A 17,340-nucleotide genomic window follows, 5' to 3' on the forward strand; every position below is an offset into this window, starting at 1 on the left:
TTTAACAACACCCTCTTCCATCATCACTTCTTACCTTTAACATAATCTGCATCAAATAAAAACAGTCTCATTAACAAGTAAAGAGATGGAATCAATAAAAGCAACCCTGCTATGAAGACGATTACCAGTGCCATTCCCATTGTTGGATTCGTTACACTCGTTTCAATCGTAATGAACGGTTTTAGAATATAAGGTAAATGCGATGCACCGTAGCCAAAGAAGGCAAAGAAGAATTGCAGCATAACCAAAATAAAGGCAGTTCCAAAATTCTTACGCAGATAGATTAAGAGTGATGCACCGAAGAAGCATAGGAGTGATAACCCAAACATCCACCAAATATCAATGGCCTTTGTAAAATGCTCTGCATTATGCTCTCTTAAAGACACAAACACTAATAAGCTTGCAAGAATGGTCGGTGGACTCCAAAACAGAGAAAACTTTCTTAATTCCTCCCTGGAATCCATATCCCCTGCACGGTTTGCATAATAGGTTAGAAAAGTCGCACTAATAAATAACACCGACACAATGGAGAGTGCCACCACACTCCATGAATAAGGACTGGTAAAAAGCTCCCCGGCCAAGAAGATGACCTTATCTCCCTTTTCTTCCAGAAACCCGCCTTCTGAGATCGTTAATGCCGTCGATAGAGAAGCAGGAATTAATAACCCGGTTGCTCCGTATAAAAACAGATACACGATATTATCCTTTGAGCCGTAATTTCCAAATGCATAGAAGCTTCCCCTTATGGCAATCAAGATGATGGCGATACTTCCCGGAAGTAATAATGCCGTTCCATAATAATAGGCTGCGTCGGGAAAAAAACCGACAAGACCCACAAAGAAGAAGACAAAAAAGACGTTTGTTACTTCCCATACCGGAGAAAGATATCTGCTGATCAACACGTTTAATGTATGCTCCTTGCCTTTCATTCTTCCATAAAAGGCGAAGAAGCCAGCCCCGAAATCAATCGATGCCACAATAAGGTACCCGTAAAGGAATATCCACAATACGGTAATCCCTACTACTTCCAAACTCATGCCCATTCCTCCCTTAAAGCTTGAAGCCCCTTCTCCTCGACTACTAAAGAAGGAGCCCTTTTATTTCTCATTAACTCGCTTTCTTAGGAAAACGTTGTTCTAATTCCGCCTCTGCAGGCTTGTTTTTGAACATTTTGATTAATACAACCACACATAGTACGCCCAGGAGGATATAAAGACCAACAAACAACGCAAACGTCAAGCCTACTCCATCGGCTTTCGTTGCAGCATCTGCCACTTTCATATACCCTCTCATGATCCACGGCTGTCGCCCCACCTCGGCATAAATCCAACCAAATTCAATCGCCAGCATCGCAAGTGGTCCACTCGCTACAATACCCCATAAAAGAGGCTTGTTCCATTCATTTCGCTTCTTCCACTTCCAGAATAAAATAAATGCAGCTGAAATAAAGATACTGTAAAATCCAATTGATACCATCAGGTCGAACATATAGTGAATCCATAAAGGCGGCCGCTCATCTTCAGGAAATTCATTCAGACCAATAACCTCTGTTTCAAAAGAACTCCCTGCCAGAAAACTTAAGAATCCGGGTAAGCGTATCTCATTATGGACCTCATTATTTTCATCCAGTGTTCCAAATACGATCAGATCCGCATTCTCTTCCGTTTCAAAGTGCCATTCTGCTGCGGCGAGCTTCTCAGGCTGATACTCCGCCAGGAATTTGGCTGATAAGTCCCCTGCCAAAGCAGTGGCAAAAGCGAAAATCAGTGCAGAAACCATCGTTAAACGCAGGGCTTTCTTATGATACTCCCCGCCTTTCTTACGAAGAATCGCAAATGCCGTAATCGCCGCCAACACTAAAGCAGATGTTAAATAGGCAGTCGTCAATACGTGAAACACTTTTGTAGGAGTTGCCGGATTCAACATCGCAGCAATCGGATCGATATTAATTGCTTTCCCATTTTCCAATTCAAACCCTTGAGGCGTGTTCATAAACGCATTCACCGTCGTAATGAACAACGCAGAAGCTGAAGAACCAATCATAACGGGAATCGTCAGCAGCCAGTGAATCCACTTATTCTTAAATCGGTCCCAAGTATAAAGATAGATTCCTAAAAAGATAGCCTCAAAGAAAAACGCAAAAGTTTCCATAAATAAGGGCAGGGCAATCAACTGTCCGGCCACCTGCATAAACGAAGGCCATAATAAGGACAGCTGCAACCCTATGGCTGTACCGGTTACAACCCCCACCGCAACTGTAATGGTAAATCCCCTTGCCCATCTTCTCGCAAGCAATAGATAATGGGGATCATTCCGTTTGATCCCCATAAACTCTGCAATGGCAATCATGATCGGCACCCCTACCCCAATCGTCGCAAATATAATATGGAATGCAAGGGTTGTCGACGTGAGCATTCTACTCAAAACCACACTATCCAAAACCATTCACTACTCCCCCTACCGAATTACTTTTTTTCGTAAACAGCTCTTTCCTCCTGTTTATCACTTATGGTCCATTATAAAACCTGAAAATGAGTTTGTGATGTGTTGAACATGAATATTTTGTGACGTTTTTCACAAACATTAGTTCTACCTTTATATTAGGGGTTTTTAGGGTGGTTGGCAATGATGTTGCTTGGGTTGGTTTTGGCTATAGATTTTGGTGGGGGAAGTTTTTTGGGAGAGAATAGGTTGTTCCTTTGCCCTTACCTTTGGTTACTAAGTTCATAGTGTTGAGGATTCTATGAGTGATTTTCTGGGATTCAATGCCCAGAAATTCTCTAGCCTTCCTATTGCTTATAGTAGGACCCTTTAATAACAGGAAGTCATAAATGGCTTGCACATGGGCAATTCTGTCATAGTACCCGCATGATGGGCATAACCACGAACATCTGTGACGAATCATGGAATATGACATACATGAAATGCACTGCACTCCAGAGATGATTTCCTTTTCAATGGGGGATGGTATGTATTGGGTGTGGTGTTTGATAAGGAGATGAGAAGTGTTCGTTAATTCTTTGGCAGTCTGATGGAGCTTGCAATAATTTTGTTGAATCGATAAAAACTCTGATACAAAGCTCTCTAACTTTATGCGAGAATTTTGTCTGGGGGGCTCTTATCTGCCTGATTCAGAATTTATCTGCCATTACCCATAACTCGACAAATTCCGCATTACCCCTACGCCCCTATACCACCTCCCAACACCACTCCCTCTACCATAACCACAACAAAAAAACCCCGCACACACCAGTGCAGGGCTCCTCCAAACTCACATCGCATCCAACATTCTGAACTGCGATTTAACCAGCTCATAATAATCACCCTGCTGCTCCATTAGCTCATCGTGGTTACCGGATTCTTTGATTCTTCCATTTTCCAGAACAAAGATATTGTCCGATTCACGGATCGTGGATAGGCGGTGGGCGATGATGATCGCGGTCCGGCCGTTCAGTAGTTTTTTCAGTGCGTTTTGGATTTTGACTTCTGTTTCTGTATCGATGGATGCTGTCGCTTCATCCAATATGATGATTCTCGGGTTTGCCAAGAGTGCCCGGGCGAATGACAGTAATTGTCTTTCACCGACTGATAATACGTTCCCCCGTTCTTCAACTTCGGTCTCGTATCCATTAGAAAGCTTCTCGATGAATTCATCAGCTCCGATTGCTTCGGCGGCTTTCTTAACCTCTTCGTCCGTAGCATCTGGACGTCCAAATCGGATGTTATCCATGATCGTTCCGGAGAAGATGAAGGTATCCTGAAGGACGATGCTGATTTGGCTTCTTAAGCTTGAAACGGATGCATCCCTCAGGTTCACCCCATCAATCTTCACTTCACCTTTCGTCGGGTCGTAAAAACGGCTGATAAGGTTGGCAATCGTGGTTTTTCCTGAACCGGTATGACCGACTAATGCGACGGTTTGGCCGGCTTTCATTTCAAGGTTAATGTTTTGCAATGCTTTTCGTTTGTCATCGTAGGAGAATTCAACATTCTCAAATTGAATTCTTCCTTTGATGTCAGTCAGGTTCACTGCATTCGTTTTTTCATTTACAATCGGTTGTTCATCGAGGAATTCAAAGATACGCTCTGATGAAGCCATACCGATCAGTAGTTGATTATATACTTGACCTAGCCTTGAAATAGGTTCCCAGAACATCCCCAGGTAGAAGGCGAATGAAACGAATTCTCCGAGTTCCAATGAGCCGCCTTGAATGAGATGGGCACCGTACCATATGAGGACCGCTGTCCCTATGGCGTTTGTCAATTCTACCAGCGGGCGGAACATGGCATTTTTCTTTGTGGCTGTTCTCCAGCTATCGAAGTTTTCGGTGTTTACCCCATCGAAGAAGGCCATGTTTTCTTTTTCTTGAGTGAATGATTGAGTAACACGGATCCCCTGAATGCTTTCATTCAGATGGGAATTTAGCTTCGATTGCTTGAGTCGTACCATCTGCCAGGATCTGCGGATGTTTTTCCGTAAGCTGGTTGAAATAAAAAACATGATTGGCAGAATGACCATGACGGCCAGTGTTAACTCAGGACTTAACGTAAATAGGATGACGATGATTCCAATAAGTAGAATGATATCCATCAAGAGATTTATAACTCCGTTTGTGAAGAGTTCCTGCAGGGAGTTAATGTCATTCATGATCCGGACCAGGATGGAACCGGCCGACCTCTGATCAAAGAAGCGATGGGATAACCATTGAACATGGCTGAAAAGATGCTTTCTGAGATCGTATATGACCCCTTGCCCCAGCTGATTCATCCATCTGATCCTGAGCACGTTTGCAACGTAGTTCAATACATAGAGTCCTGCGATAATTCCAACTAGTGTAAAGAGTAAATTGGAATCCTTCTGCCTGATTGCTTTGTCTAATGTGTATACCCCGATCAGAATAGGTACGATCAATCGTACTGCTGTTGTGATTAGAACGGTGATGATGGATAAGGGCAGAAGTTTTTTAGAATAGGGTTTTAAATACGTTAGTAACCGGTAGAGTTGTTCCCAGTTAAACGGCTTATCAATCACTTGATCTGTAGAGTAATGGAATCTGCTTAGTACGCTTTTGTTCACTTTGTTTTTCTGACTCAAATCCACTCACCTACCCTTCCTGAGTTTGTAATATTTTTTTCTGGTCCTTGTATTGGATGTCATAGATCCGTTGATACGGCCCATTATTCTTTAGTAGGAATTCATGAACTCCCCTTTCGACGACTTTCCCGTTTTCCAGTACGAGTATTTCGTCTGCATGCTTAAGAGACGAAATTCGGTGTGCAATGATAAAGGTCGTTCGATCCGACATCACTTCTTTCAGCGCTTTTTGAATTCTGAATTCGGTTTCCATGTCTACGGCGCTTGTAGCGTCATCAAGGATCAGGATCGATGGATCTGTACAGATCGCACGGGCTATGGCAATTCGCTGCTTTTGGCCACCGGAAAGACCTAAACCTCTTTCTCCGAGTCTTGTGTCGTAGCCATCAGGCAATTCTGAAATGAAATCATGAGCTTGTGCCCGTTTGGCTGCTTCCATGATTTCATCCATGGTTGCTTCAGGTCGCCCGTACGAAATATTGGCTTTGATGGTCGAGGAAAATAGGAAAGACTCCTGAAGGACGAATCCAATATTTTTGCGCAGGGACTTTAAAGAGTAGTCTTTCAGGTCCCGGCCATCAATGAGAATTTCTCCTTCTTCGGGTTCATAGAAACGCGTAATGAGTTGTGTGATACTTGTTTTACCCGAGCCGGTCCCTCCGATCAGACCGATGACTTTTCCGGGTTCTGCTCTGAAGGAAATATCCTCCAGTGCAGCTTCATCATGAACGGTGTAATTCAGGGACACATGCTTGAACTCCACTTCACCCTTCATTCGATCGACGTGAAGAACATCTTGATGATCTTTTATTTCTTCATCCACTTCAAGTATCTCGAGTAAACGTTCCCCTGATGCTTTCGATTGGGAAAACAAGTTAATCGTAAATCCAAGATTCATGATCGGCCAGATAATGTACCACACTAAACTGTAAAACGCGACAAGCTCTCCTGGTTGAAGGTTGCCGTTCATCACCAGATAACCACCGTATGCGAGGAGTGTCACCACGCTTACATTTCCCAAGAACTCCATTAATGGAAAGTACTTTGCCCAGATGTCCGAGGTGAAAAGGTACTTATCTTTATAATCACCGTTTGATCGGTTGAATTTGTTGATTTGATGATCTTCCCGGGATAAGGATTTTACTGTATTGATTCCTGAAATATTTTCTTGTACATTGGTGTTCAGCTTTCCGAATGACTTTCTGATGCCCCTGAATGCCGGGTGAACCGCTTTATCAAATTTGTATACGGCAATCGCCAGAAATGGTAAGGAAACGAGGGTGACAAATGTCAGTTGAGGTGAGTAGTAGAACATAACCCCAAAGCTTACCGTTACCAAAAGGAAAAATCGAAGCAATTCGGAAAAACCAAATGATAAGAAGAAACGGAATGCTTCTACATCTGCCGTCAGCCGGGACATGAGATCCCCTGTTTTGGCATTATCGTAGTAACTGAATGGAAGGAACTGAAGCTTTTCATACAGTTCGTTTCTCAGTCTGTAGACGGAAGTAATACCGAATAGATCTCCATTATATTGTTGAATAAAGGTAGCAACACCCTTCACTATCATGATGCCGATAAACCCGAATGCCAGGTAAGGAATCCACTGGTAGTTCCCTTGCAGAATCACATCATCGATCGTGATTTGCAGGATCATTGGATAGACAACAGTAATGCCTGTAACAAAGATCAAAAAGATCATTGAAATGATAAAATGCCTTTTATAAGGCCAATAAAAGGCTTTCAATTTTTTAAATGTATCCATAATTTCTCTCCCTTCAATGTTCCAGAAAAAAACGACGTACTAATAAATATATCGGCTTTCGAAATATTTATCTACCCTTTTTTAGAATTTTTTACTTTTTTATGAATTATCCTTCTAATCGTATTATTCTTATTTATTGTAAAAATGAATCCACAAAAAAAGATCGGTCTTTTGACCGATCTCTTCTCCATAATACGTTTGAACTCATTCGCTTTTTTCCATTTCATCCAACACACGATTGACACGCTTTTCAAGCATTTTCATTCCGCTTCCTCCTGCTTGGAAGTGACGAAGATTCCCATCTTTATCAAATACATAGTAAGCTGGCACGTATTGATTTTCAAATGCATCAGTTAACTTATGCTCACTGTCTACGAAGATTGGCTGAGTGATATCGTGCTCAGCCGCTACCTTTTTGATTTCTTCCATGTTAAGGTCGTCTTCAGAACGTGGCATATGAACAGCCATCACGTTCAGTTTATCACTGTATTTGTCTCGGAATTCATTTACTTGAGGCATGGCCTCTTTACATAGGTGACAAGAGATGGACCAGAAGTGGATAAGCGTCGGCTTTTCTCCCACCAGATCCCCCTTTGTTACTTCTCCATTCAACCATTCTGTGGCGCCCGTTAGATCAGGCATTGGTTCACGAAGTTTCATTAATAGAGCCTCCTTCAATCTGTCTTAAGTATTATTTCTATTGTCAACAGGATGAATTTGTCCTACTCCTGTAATTAATGGAATGTGATAAGAAAAAGGCCTAACAATCGGTTAGGCCTTTATTCATTTAGAAATTATAAAGTTTTCTGACCTGGCTTCCAGTTTGCCGGGCAAAGTCCGCCAGTTTGAAGTGCTTGAAGTACACGTAGGGTTTCTTCAACGTCACGGCCGATATTGTTGTGGAATACTACTTGATATTGCAGTTCCCCTTCCGGGTTGATGATGTATAGTCCGCGAAGAGCGATACCTTCATCTTCGATTAGCACTCCGTATTCGCTGGATACGCTATGGTTTGTATCTGCAGCTAATGGGTATCTTAACTCACCAAGACCATTTTCTTTACGGTCTGTGTTGATCCAAGCTAAGTGTGTATGAATAGTGTCTGTAGAGACACCGATAACTTCTGCATCTAAATCTTCGAACTCATCGTAGCGGTCTGACATTGCTGTAATTTCAGTTGGACAAACGAAAGTGAAGTCCATTGGGTAGAAGAACAATACTGTCCACTTATCGTTTTTCATATTTTCTTCCAGTGACACCTTACCGAATTCTTTGTTTGGCAATACAGCGTCCATTTCAAAACGTGGAGCTTGTTTGCCTACCATGCGTTCTGCCATGAGTGAATCCCTCCAATGAGTTTTTAATGAAATATTTTATCTGAGAAAGGAAGGCTTGTCCTTTCTGAATCACAATTTTAATTATATAGGATTAATTTTTTTTAGTCAATCTCAAATTATAATCAATTTAATGTTAAAATGATTATAATTTATTGACAATATCCCTTACTTGGTTTTCCCTATAATATAGAAGTTTACTCACTTTTCTGCCTGATTAAACATCTACATAAAGTTTACCATTTCTCAACTGGGGAATAAAACAATATGCATTTTGATATACTCTTTGACATGTCCCATGGTGAATTGTGTATACTAGAATGGTCATTATTTAATGGAAGGATGTTTTGGATTGAATTACATACTTGGTCTTAATGCTTTAAGTGACCGACTTGCCAATTTTAATTGGGGCGGTTTATTGGTGACGATCGGAATTGGCGCTTTACAGATTGTAGCGATTTGGATCGCTTTCATTATCGTGAAAGGTGCGGCTAACAAAGTGGTTGAGAGAGTCTTTGATAAGTACCGCAAGAGAAATGATGTTTCTGAAGGCCGCGCCCAAACACTACAAAGTCTTTCAAAAAATATAATCGGATACATTCTGATTTTCGTTTTCTTTGTTACGATTTTACAAATCTTTGGGATTCAGGTAACGGCTATTCTTGCCGGAGCAGGAATTGTTGGCCTTGCAGTCGGCTTTGGGGCACAAGGATTAGTAAGTGATGTAGTGACTGGATTCTTTATTCTATTGGAAAAGCAAGTGGATGTAGGGGATTACGTGTCCACTGGAAATTTCTCAGGGATTGTAGAAGAGGTTGGTTTAAGAACGACTCATATACGTGGGTTTGATGGTACTCTGCATTATGTGCCAAATAGGGAAATTACGAGTGTCAGCAATCATTCCCGTGGAAATATGAGAGCACTTGTTGATATCGGGATTTCATATGATGATGACATTGACAAAGCGATGGTCGTGCTTCAGCAGGTTTGTGACACGATCGCTCAAGAAGATGGCAATATTGTAGATGGTCCAAATGTGTTAGGTGTTCAGACACTTGGCGCTTCAGATGTAGTATTGAGAGTGCTATGCAAAACGAAAAACATGGAACAATGGGGAGTGGAACGGAAGCTTCGTAAAGCTCTAAAAGAAGCTCTTGACCAAAATGGAATTGAAATTCCATACCCTCACCAGGTTTATATCGAAAAGAAAGAAAGCTGATGAAAGTAAAAAGAGAAGGTGCCCGCACCTTCTCTTTTTATTTGCCTCTTCTCCTTTTTGCATTCAGTAGACGTTGAAGGCGATCATCATCCTTCGTTTCTTGTGGCTCCTGTTTAACCTTGAATTTGTTCATCTGCCCCTTCTTCTCTGAAACTTCAGGCATAGTCTGATTGCTGCTTATAGGTTTTTCCTGCTCATTCCCCCCGCGTTTCTGTTTCACTTTGCTTCCAAGTTGTTCTATAGTTGATTGTTCTTTGGGAGCGGAGACAGGGATCTTCCTTTTAAGCTTATGAATGATTTCCAATATAGGTCCTAATCCAAACCTTCTTATAGCAATTTCATTAAAAAATAGTAGAAAACCAATAATCATAAGGAGTGTACGGATTGATTGCTCTCTGGATGATTTGTATTTGAACTCTCGAAAGACTTCTTTAGGGGATGAATACCGCTTCCCTCCCGTTGCTTCTACTATCTCTTCCAGTGTTCGGGTTCCACCCTTGTAGGAGTATTCTTTCGAATATGGAACCGCAAAGCCTGTTTGGTATGAGCCTCCACCCTCTTCACCTGCCTTGGAGATATTCATATGATATAATCCGGGTGATAACCTGCTCTCAAATTCGACTTCATAGTCTCCCGGAGCCTTGATTCTCATCGTTGCAGGAATCTCTTTTCCACTTTCATCAAGTGTTGTTACCTCAAGTTGCGAAACATCTCCCGCAGGTGACGAAAGCTTCAACTTAGTATGTCCCGGATCGTCTTCCACATCGATGGTGTACGGATTGGATTGAATATCAGGAAACGAACGTGTAACAAGCTGATTGATGAACGTCGGCCATCCTTCCCACCTGACAAAATCCCCTGTCCATGTTCCAGTTGTATCGGACGTAAAGGCAAATGACCTCCCCAGACCATATCTCCAGGTTGCCAAAATTGGATCATTCTTCTCACTCTTCATCTCCACTTGAGAAGTGCCTTTTGGACTAGTAGCAATATAGGCATTCATTTGGGGAATGCCTTCTGTAAATAAAGGTTCCCATTTAGACGAAGAAATCGCTGGATAAAATGGATTGTCTTCAATATAGGTCCTTGTTGTAATGGCAGTCTCCCTTGTTAAGATACTCGGTATCACACTGGCGTCGACGACATCATAAAATCGACCTTTTCCCCATTGGGACAAATCATTTAAGAGACCTCGATCTGCTCCTTCACCAATTGAGACGGTGGATAAGGTGATTTGTTTATCGTGCCCATCCTCTACAAGTGACTGGTAACTGCCTGTAGTGGCAGATTGTCCGTCCGTTAAAAGAATGATATGTTTTCTTTTTAAAGGTAAATCTTCTAAACTCTCATACGCTTGTCGTAAGGAGGAAAAGATTTCCGTTCCGCCGCCAGGTGAGATGGATCGTATTTGCTTTTCTACTTTTTTACGATCAGAAAGTGGTTTCGTCTCGACGATTTCCCATGGTCGATCGTCAAATGCTATGACTCCCAGCGTATCCATATCCCTAAGTAAAGAGACGGTTCTCGCGGCAGCTTCTTTTGCAAGAGCAATCTTCTGACCATTCATACTGCCTGAACGGTCGAGAACAATGACAAGACCAAGAGAAGGAAGCTCCTTTTTCCCTTTCACATCCATGTCGACGGGCAGTAATTTTTCGATCGGCGTTTTAAAATATCCTCCAAGAGCAAAACTTTCGCTTCCACCAAACATAATAAATCCTCGTCCAAATTCTTTCACGCTTTTCTCCATTAGGAGCATTTTATTTTCAGGAATGCTTGTAGCAGATACGTTATCAAAAAGAATCGTCTGATATTCAAGGTAGGAAGTCAGCTTTTCCGGTAACTGCTCAGGTTTGTATGAATCGACACTAAACCCTGCTGATTTCAGTAAAGGGGTTAATGGACTTTCTCCAGAAGGGCTTTCCACCAGGAGGACTTTGGCTGGACCTTCTGAACGGGCAAGGTTGTATAAGGTATTATTTTCTTTGCTTCCATCTCCTTCAGTAAACGCCTCTGCCTTATATACCAATAAACCCGATTCACCTACGACATGCTTGAACTGAAATTCATTGTCACCTTCCTGTACTTGTACAATTTCCTTAATGATTGACTGATCATTTAAGGATATGCGCATCTCTATCTCTTTTTTAGTTGTGCTGTATGCGTTAACGGTTATGATTGTTTCTTCCCCTTCATATTGAATGGAGGGCGACGTAACATTCGTCACTGCCACGTCTTCTTTCGTATCAGGTGAAAGCGGAATCCAATCCACTTCAATCCCTTTACCCCTTAATAATGGTATGGCATTTCCCCCAGCCCCCGTCGTTTCCTTACCGTCCGTAATGGCGACAATTCTACCTCCACGGGTAAGGAGATTCGATGCATATTCTAATCCTTCTTCGAGGTTCGTTTCTCCCTCTTTGATTTCTCCTGCAAACTGATCGATTTCATTTCTTTCCTGTGAAATTGTTCGTTCAATTTCCGCGTTTTCTCCAAAGGCTACGATTCCGTATCCATCATGTTCCTCAGTGGTCCGGGATGCTTGATTGATCAGATTCAGGATATGATTCTCTTGTTCCGCCACAGATGCAGAACGGTCTGCTAAAATGAGTATCGACCGCCCTTTATCCGGCAACAAAATATACGGGTTAGCAAGGGCAATGATCAATAGACTCATACCGAATCCCCTTAATAGGAAGACGATCTTATCTTCCTTCCTCTTCAATCCCTGTTTGGCAAATAGGAAGAGTACAAATCCAAGGGGAATCATCAGCCATAACCAAAGGATTTCTTTAAACTCAATTCCCACGTCTGTAAACCTCCCATTCTATAAATAATAAAAGGATTGCCAAGATTAAAAACCACTCAGTAAGGGATTCGGGAATGCTCTTTGATTCCTCGTTATTCATCCCTTTAGTGGGTTCAAGGGAAAAGGAAGACCCTGCTGATATTTGTTTTTCACGGTCATCAAGTTCGACAGTGAAATAATTCGTGTCACCATTTTGTATAGCCTGATATACACCAGGGGCTTCGGGTGCCTTGAACACTCCCTCCCCATTCCATTCTTTAACAAACTCACCTTCAGTCGAGTATATATCCCATTTATCTCCCGAAAGAGGTAATGTCCTCTCTTCACCCGGTTGATAATAGCCTAAAAACCCGAGATTCTCTGATAAAAATTGATAAGAATTATAAAGAAAGATCGGAAATCCCGGATGTAATGGGAAATCTGATTCGTTGAGATGCAAATTTAACAGGACAAGCTTCTGACCATTCACTTCTCCCTTCTGTATGAGAGGAATGGAATCACCTGTGACAACTGATTGGAGATTCTTCATTTGGATGGAATTCACCTTTTCCACGTACACTTTTTGCAGATCAACATGTTTTAATATGGGATCATCATTCATTGCTTTAATCCCCTGTGTCAGGGGAGTGGATTCTTTTGACCGCTCCGGAACAATCATGGCAGGACCCTCGACCGATAAACGCTGCCACTTCTCCTTTGTGGTCAAGATGATTTCATCCCCCGACTTCATTTTATCCTCTTCAATGGTTTTCACGTTTACTCCGATGGATTGAAACCCTTTTAATAAGAAGGGGTTGATTTCCCCTAGGACATAAATGGCTGGTTTTGAAGCAGCCTGAATACTTGAAAGGCTGTTATCTTCCATGTAATCATCATTAAAATCGATTACCGCCTTATAAAATGGGCTATAGGAAAGGTCAGCTAATGGAACAACGGTTTCCTCTCCCGGATCCAATGTCAGTTCCACTGAAAAGATTTCATTCTTTTCATCGTAAATGGCGAGGTGGCCCCTTCGTGATATCTCACTTTGATTTTCGATCACAGCGACTCCTTTATAAGAAGATCCCAGCCGTTCAACCCCGAAACTTGTTAGTGATACATTTACAGGATTAGTCAATAGATTATGTACCTGAATAGGACTTGAAAGTTCTTCTGTAAAATCGTCTTTTTCCATGGAGTCCGAGAAGATATGTATGCTTGATTCCGACCCGATCGCCAATGCCTCTCCAAGGTGAATCGCTTTTTTCATATCTTCGTTGTCATTAGACAATGGCAGGTTCTTTAAATCATTGAGAACAACCCTGTCGTTTGTTTCTTCCGAGACCATGGTGGTTACAGATTTCCCCACTGCCAATAAGGTTACTTTTCCATCAGTTCCTTCAATCAAAGATTGAATGTCTTCCTTTGCTTCTTCAAAGTGAGATCGATTATTCACCAATGCGTTCATAGAGGCAGAGGTGTCCAGTAAAATGACGAGATGATCTTTTTTGGCCATTTCGTTAAATGTGTAAGGCTTTACCAGGGCGATCATTAAGAAGAAAAGGACCAGGACTTGTAAAAGAAGTAAGAGATTTTTCTGTAATCTATGAAACCATGGAGAAGCTTGCCATTCCTTCATAACCTCTTCCCATAGTAGATTTGAAGGAACAACTTGATCTCTGTATTGTTTTCGAAAGAAATACATTAAAATAACGGCGGCTATAAAAACAGAAAAGAAAAAAAAGACTGGATTCCCTATTCCCATCCTATCACCTCAGTGGATCCATCCATTTTTTTTGAAATCTTTAAAGAATATTCCGTTTAATGGTGGCAGGCAACTTGTCTGGATATAGCCAAATCCCCATTTATTGCATAATGCTTCTATTTCTTTGTTGTGATGAACTAATCGCTCCTGATAGAGCTCCACCATCCTCGGATTAATTGATACATTCGTTTCCCGTTGTTTTTCACTATCTAATAATTTGACATCACCTTGATAAGACGGTGTTAGCTCTTCTTCATCGAGGAGTTGGATAAAATAAACCATTTCTCTTTTAATCGAAAGTTTTCTGAGTGCTTCCTCTATCACTGAGAGCGATTCGAGTCCATCAGAAAGAATAAAGGATACGGAGCTTTTTTTTCGTACCCCTTTTCCTACTTGCTCAAAAAAAGGAAATTCCTTCTTCCCCTGTATGGTCCATAGACAGCTCTTGAATGTCATGGAGAATCGCTTTTGCGTCCCGGGGCCCTTTTTTCATAAAGCACTTTTGGTGATGAGCCCCCATGCAATGCAATGAAAGCCGATCATCATTTGAAAGAGCTAAAAATGACAGTGCTCCAGCTAATTCTTTCGCTCTCTTCCACTTTCTATTTTCTATTAACATGGAGTTCGAGCAATCAAGGTAAATATGAACCTTGATTTCTCTTTCATCCTCATACCTTTTGATATAAACCTTTTCCGTTCTGGCATACACATTCCAGTCGATCTGCCTTACATCATCCCCAAGTTCATACATCTGATAATCGGAAAATTCCAGGGAACCCCCATGATGGGTTGCGAGACGTGAACCTTTATGATGACCGCTCTTTAATCGATTACCAGTGATCCTGTGCCTTTTCAGTTGAGCTAGAAACTGGCTGTGCCAAAGTGTTTTCACCGACTATCACCTTTTTGAATGAAATCGATCATTTCAAGGATGAGCTCATCCGTTCCAACATTCATGGCTTCTCCTTCAAAATTCAGGATCATACGGTGCCGCAATACGAGGGGAGCCACCTTTTTCAGGTCTCCAATGGAAACATGGTACCTGCCTTGTGTCAATGCTCTGGCTTTGGCCATAAGAATGACATTTTGAAGCCCTCTTGGTCCACTCCCAAATTCAACATATTGTTTGATTCTTTCCGTTGTTCTTTCACTATTAGGGTGTGTTGCATCAATAAGATCAATGGCAAAGTCAATCATTTCATCTGTGACCATGATTTCTTTCACCAGGTCCTGAATGCTTAATAGTTCAGTTTCATTCAGTCTTTTCTCAAGAACGATGTCTTCTGTTCCTGTTGTACGCTGGATTATTTGTTTCAACTCTGCTTTAGTAGGATAGGAAACCAAGATTTTACACATGAACCGATCAACTTGTGCTTCAGGCAAAGGATACGTTCCCTCAAGATCAATCGGATTCTGTGTAGCCATGACAAAGAAGGGCTTATCCAAGGTCATCGTTTCACCTACCACCGTCACCGTATTCTCTGCCATTGCCTCAAGAAGGGCACTCTGCGTCTTGGGGGTCGAACGGTTGATTTCATCCGCTAAAACTAAGTGATGAAACAAAGGACCTTGATGGAATACAAACGGCTGTTGATCGTCCCGGTTTTGTTTCATGACCATTGTTCCAGTGATGTCTGTAGGCATTAGATCAGGGGTAAACTGAATTCGTGAAAAGCTAAGGTCCATAACATCTGCCAGAGTACGCACCAACATCGTTTTCCCTAATCCGGGTAAGCCTTCCAAGAGAGAATGACCTCCCGCAAGGATGGACCAAAGCACACCCTCTACAATTCCCTCCTGCCCTACGATAAAGCGCTGAACTTCTTCCTTCACTTCTGTTATCTTCAAGGATGCATGTTTAAATTGTTGTTCTTTATCCTCTAATTTCACTCTGCCAACTCCCCTGGATCAATTTCACTGAAATAGGATTGTACGATATTTTCTAAATCTTTTGGGATTGTCGATCGGTCTGACGACTTCCGGTAAGAAGAATAGTAATCCTGATACACTTCTTCATATGGACGGAGGGTTCCCTTTTGTACCGGTCCATTGCTATCAAACCGCTCTCCCTCTTCACCCTTACCTAATTTGCCTGTATCCCGTTCAATATGGTTCTGCCCTTCGATTTTTTCCGGGACAGAAAGCATTTCTCTGGACCCCTGCCCGTTGCCGGCTCCGTTTCCGGCTAGAGGGGAGGAAACGTTCCCAGTTCCTGCACCGTTTCCATTCCCTCCCTGGCCAGGTGAATTTGAATCGCTGTTGCCTGGCTGATTTCCATTTGCAGACGAAGAAGGACCATTATTCCCCTGTGACTTACTGTTTGCCTGGTTAGATGGCGCTTTATCGGAATTCTGTGCCAATGAATTTGAACTTGTGGTATCACTCTGTCCGATTGCATTCTTTAAGAGATCGGCTTCATTTTGTAGTTCATCTTGAAGTTTAGTTAGTTGATCTAACTGTTCTTCTGCGTTATCCGACTCTTTCATTATTTCTGACAATTCCTTCAAGGAGTCAATCCCCTGTGACTTCAAAGCCATTAAAAGCTGATCCCTTTGTGCTTGTGTCATTTGATTAATGGCTAGCTGGAGTTTATCGCCATTTTTTTCTTGAAGCGCTTCGTCTACGTTCTCAACCTCTGCTATTTTTTTCTTCACTTCCTGAAGATTATTATTCCGTTTCTCAATTGATTTTTTCTGTAACTCGAGCTCTTTCACTTTTTTGGATAGTTCATCATATCGTTTGGTCGCTTCCTTTACTTTCTCGAGCTCTTCAATTTTCTTCAACAACTCTTCTTTGATAGAAGCATTCTCTTTCTTTTCCGCCTGTTCTGCTATTCTATTATTTGACTCCGCAATGATTTCCCTTTCTTCCTCAATCCGATTCGCTACCTGAAATGAGGTATTCCATTGTGTGAAAATCAGTAAGGATAAAACCATAGGAATTCCGCTTGTTAACAGGAATGAAGGCTTAACTCTCTTCTTTCTATATTTCAACACTTCCGGATGAACCCTATTCATCTGCTTCAATGCATCATGCACAACCAGGGAGGAAAGGGCATGGCCACTGTTAAGGCTACTATAAGCGGCAGTTACACGATTGTCCTCAACGAACCCATCATAGGTGAAGGCACTATCCTTCAAGGTGGCTCTCCTTCGATAAAATAAAATCGCAACACCGATGAAAATAAAGGGAAAACCTATCCAAAGGATCCTTTCCCAAAATGGAATGACTACTAACGCTGCCACTGAAACGATGCATAGAGTAAAGACTCCTGCATAAACAAGCAGGAGCTGAATGTAAAACCAGAATTGATTGACCCAGAGCTTTTTTCTTATTTGCTGAAGCAATTGAAGAAATTGTTGAGTATGTTCCAT

13 protein-coding genes are annotated in these 17,340 nt (G+C 41.9%); 1 reads left to right on the forward strand and 12 read right to left on the reverse strand.

The genetic code is table 11. The features are described from left to right. Nucleotides 1–23: 23 nt before the first annotated feature. The 6 genes from TV75_RS05060 to TV75_RS05085 all read right to left on the reverse strand — a co-directional run bounded on the left by TV75_RS05060 (nucleotide 24) and on the right by TV75_RS05085 (nucleotide 8,197). Nucleotides 24–1,037 carry a cytochrome d ubiquinol oxidase subunit II gene (locus TV75_RS05060; protein WP_044337551.1) on the reverse strand — a complete coding sequence of 338 codons (1,014 nt, stop codon included), beginning with the start codon at nucleotides 1,035–1,037 and terminating at the stop codon, nucleotides 24–26. A gap of 70 nt (nucleotides 1,038–1,107) precedes the next feature. Next, nucleotides 1,108–2,445, reverse strand: coding sequence for a cytochrome ubiquinol oxidase subunit I (locus TV75_RS05065; protein ID WP_044337552.1), 1,338 nt, complete (start codon nucleotides 2,443–2,445; stop codon nucleotides 1,108–1,110). Between the two features lie 826 nt (nucleotides 2,446–3,271). After that, the gene (locus TV75_RS05070) at nucleotides 3,272–5,101 is read right to left on the reverse strand and encodes an ABC transporter ATP-binding protein (RefSeq protein ID WP_156142317.1); all 1,830 of its coding nucleotides are present in this window, start codon (nucleotides 5,099–5,101) and stop codon (nucleotides 3,272–3,274) included. Between the two features lie 4 nt (nucleotides 5,102–5,105). Then, entirely contained in the window at nucleotides 5,106–6,860 is a 1,755-nt protein-coding gene (locus tag TV75_RS05075) for an ABC transporter ATP-binding protein (protein WP_044337553.1), read from the reverse strand. A 204-nt stretch (nucleotides 6,861–7,064) separates the two neighbouring features. Further along, entirely contained in the window at nucleotides 7,065–7,520 is a 456-nt protein-coding gene (locus TV75_RS05080; RefSeq protein WP_044337554.1) for a TlpA family protein disulfide reductase, read from the reverse strand. Between the two features lie 134 nt (nucleotides 7,521–7,654). Beyond that, nucleotides 7,655–8,197 carry a peroxiredoxin gene (locus TV75_RS05085; RefSeq protein WP_044337555.1) on the reverse strand — a complete coding sequence of 181 codons (543 nt, stop codon included), beginning with the start codon at nucleotides 8,195–8,197 and terminating at the stop codon, nucleotides 7,655–7,657. A 349-nt stretch (nucleotides 8,198–8,546) separates the two neighbouring features. Here TV75_RS05085 and TV75_RS05090 point away from each other — a divergent pair, with 349 nt between their 5' ends. Further along, a complete protein-coding gene (locus TV75_RS05090) occupies nucleotides 8,547–9,413 on the forward strand; it encodes a mechanosensitive ion channel family protein (RefSeq protein ID WP_253275468.1) in 867 nt (288 codons plus the stop codon). 37 nt (nucleotides 9,414–9,450) lie between these two features. Here the strand turns inward: TV75_RS05090 and TV75_RS05095 are convergent, their stop codons facing one another. The 6 genes from TV75_RS05095 to TV75_RS05115 are packed head-to-tail and all read right to left on the reverse strand — an operon-like array spanning nucleotide 9,451 to nucleotide 17,340. Then, complete coding sequence (locus tag TV75_RS05095) at nucleotides 9,451–12,222, reverse strand: VWA domain-containing protein (RefSeq protein WP_052504423.1); 2,772 nt, start codon at nucleotides 12,220–12,222, stop codon at nucleotides 9,451–9,453. Beyond that, nucleotides 12,212–13,966 carry a vWA domain-containing protein gene (locus tag TV75_RS05100; protein ID WP_044337557.1) on the reverse strand — a complete coding sequence of 585 codons (1,755 nt, stop codon included), beginning with the start codon at nucleotides 13,964–13,966 and terminating at the stop codon, nucleotides 12,212–12,214. The genes TV75_RS05095 and TV75_RS05100 overlap by 11 nt, the downstream gene beginning before the upstream one ends. Nucleotides 13,967–13,975: 9 nt before the next feature. Next, the gene (locus tag TV75_RS22605; RefSeq protein WP_052504424.1) at nucleotides 13,976–14,422 is read right to left on the reverse strand and encodes a DUF58 domain-containing protein; all 447 of its coding nucleotides are present in this window, start codon (nucleotides 14,420–14,422) and stop codon (nucleotides 13,976–13,978) included. Continuing rightward, nucleotides 14,364–14,858 carry a DUF58 domain-containing protein gene (locus TV75_RS21090; RefSeq protein ID WP_052504425.1) on the reverse strand — a complete coding sequence of 165 codons (495 nt, stop codon included), beginning with the start codon at nucleotides 14,856–14,858 and terminating at the stop codon, nucleotides 14,364–14,366. Before TV75_RS21090 ends, TV75_RS22605 begins: the two co-directional genes overlap by 59 nt. Further along, nucleotides 14,855–15,856, reverse strand: a complete 1,002-nt coding sequence (locus tag TV75_RS05110) for an AAA family ATPase (protein WP_044337558.1) — start codon at nucleotides 15,854–15,856, stop codon at nucleotides 14,855–14,857. Before TV75_RS05110 ends, TV75_RS21090 begins: the two co-directional genes overlap by 4 nt. Next, a complete protein-coding gene (locus tag TV75_RS05115; RefSeq protein WP_044337559.1) occupies nucleotides 15,853–17,340 on the reverse strand; it encodes a hypothetical protein in 1,488 nt (495 codons plus the stop codon). Before TV75_RS05115 ends, TV75_RS05110 begins: the two co-directional genes overlap by 4 nt.

This window comes from Rossellomorea aquimaris, assembly GCF_000935355.1.
In the GTDB taxonomy this organism is placed as follows: domain Bacteria; phylum Bacillota; class Bacilli; order Bacillales; family Bacillaceae_B; genus Rossellomorea; species Rossellomorea aquimaris_B.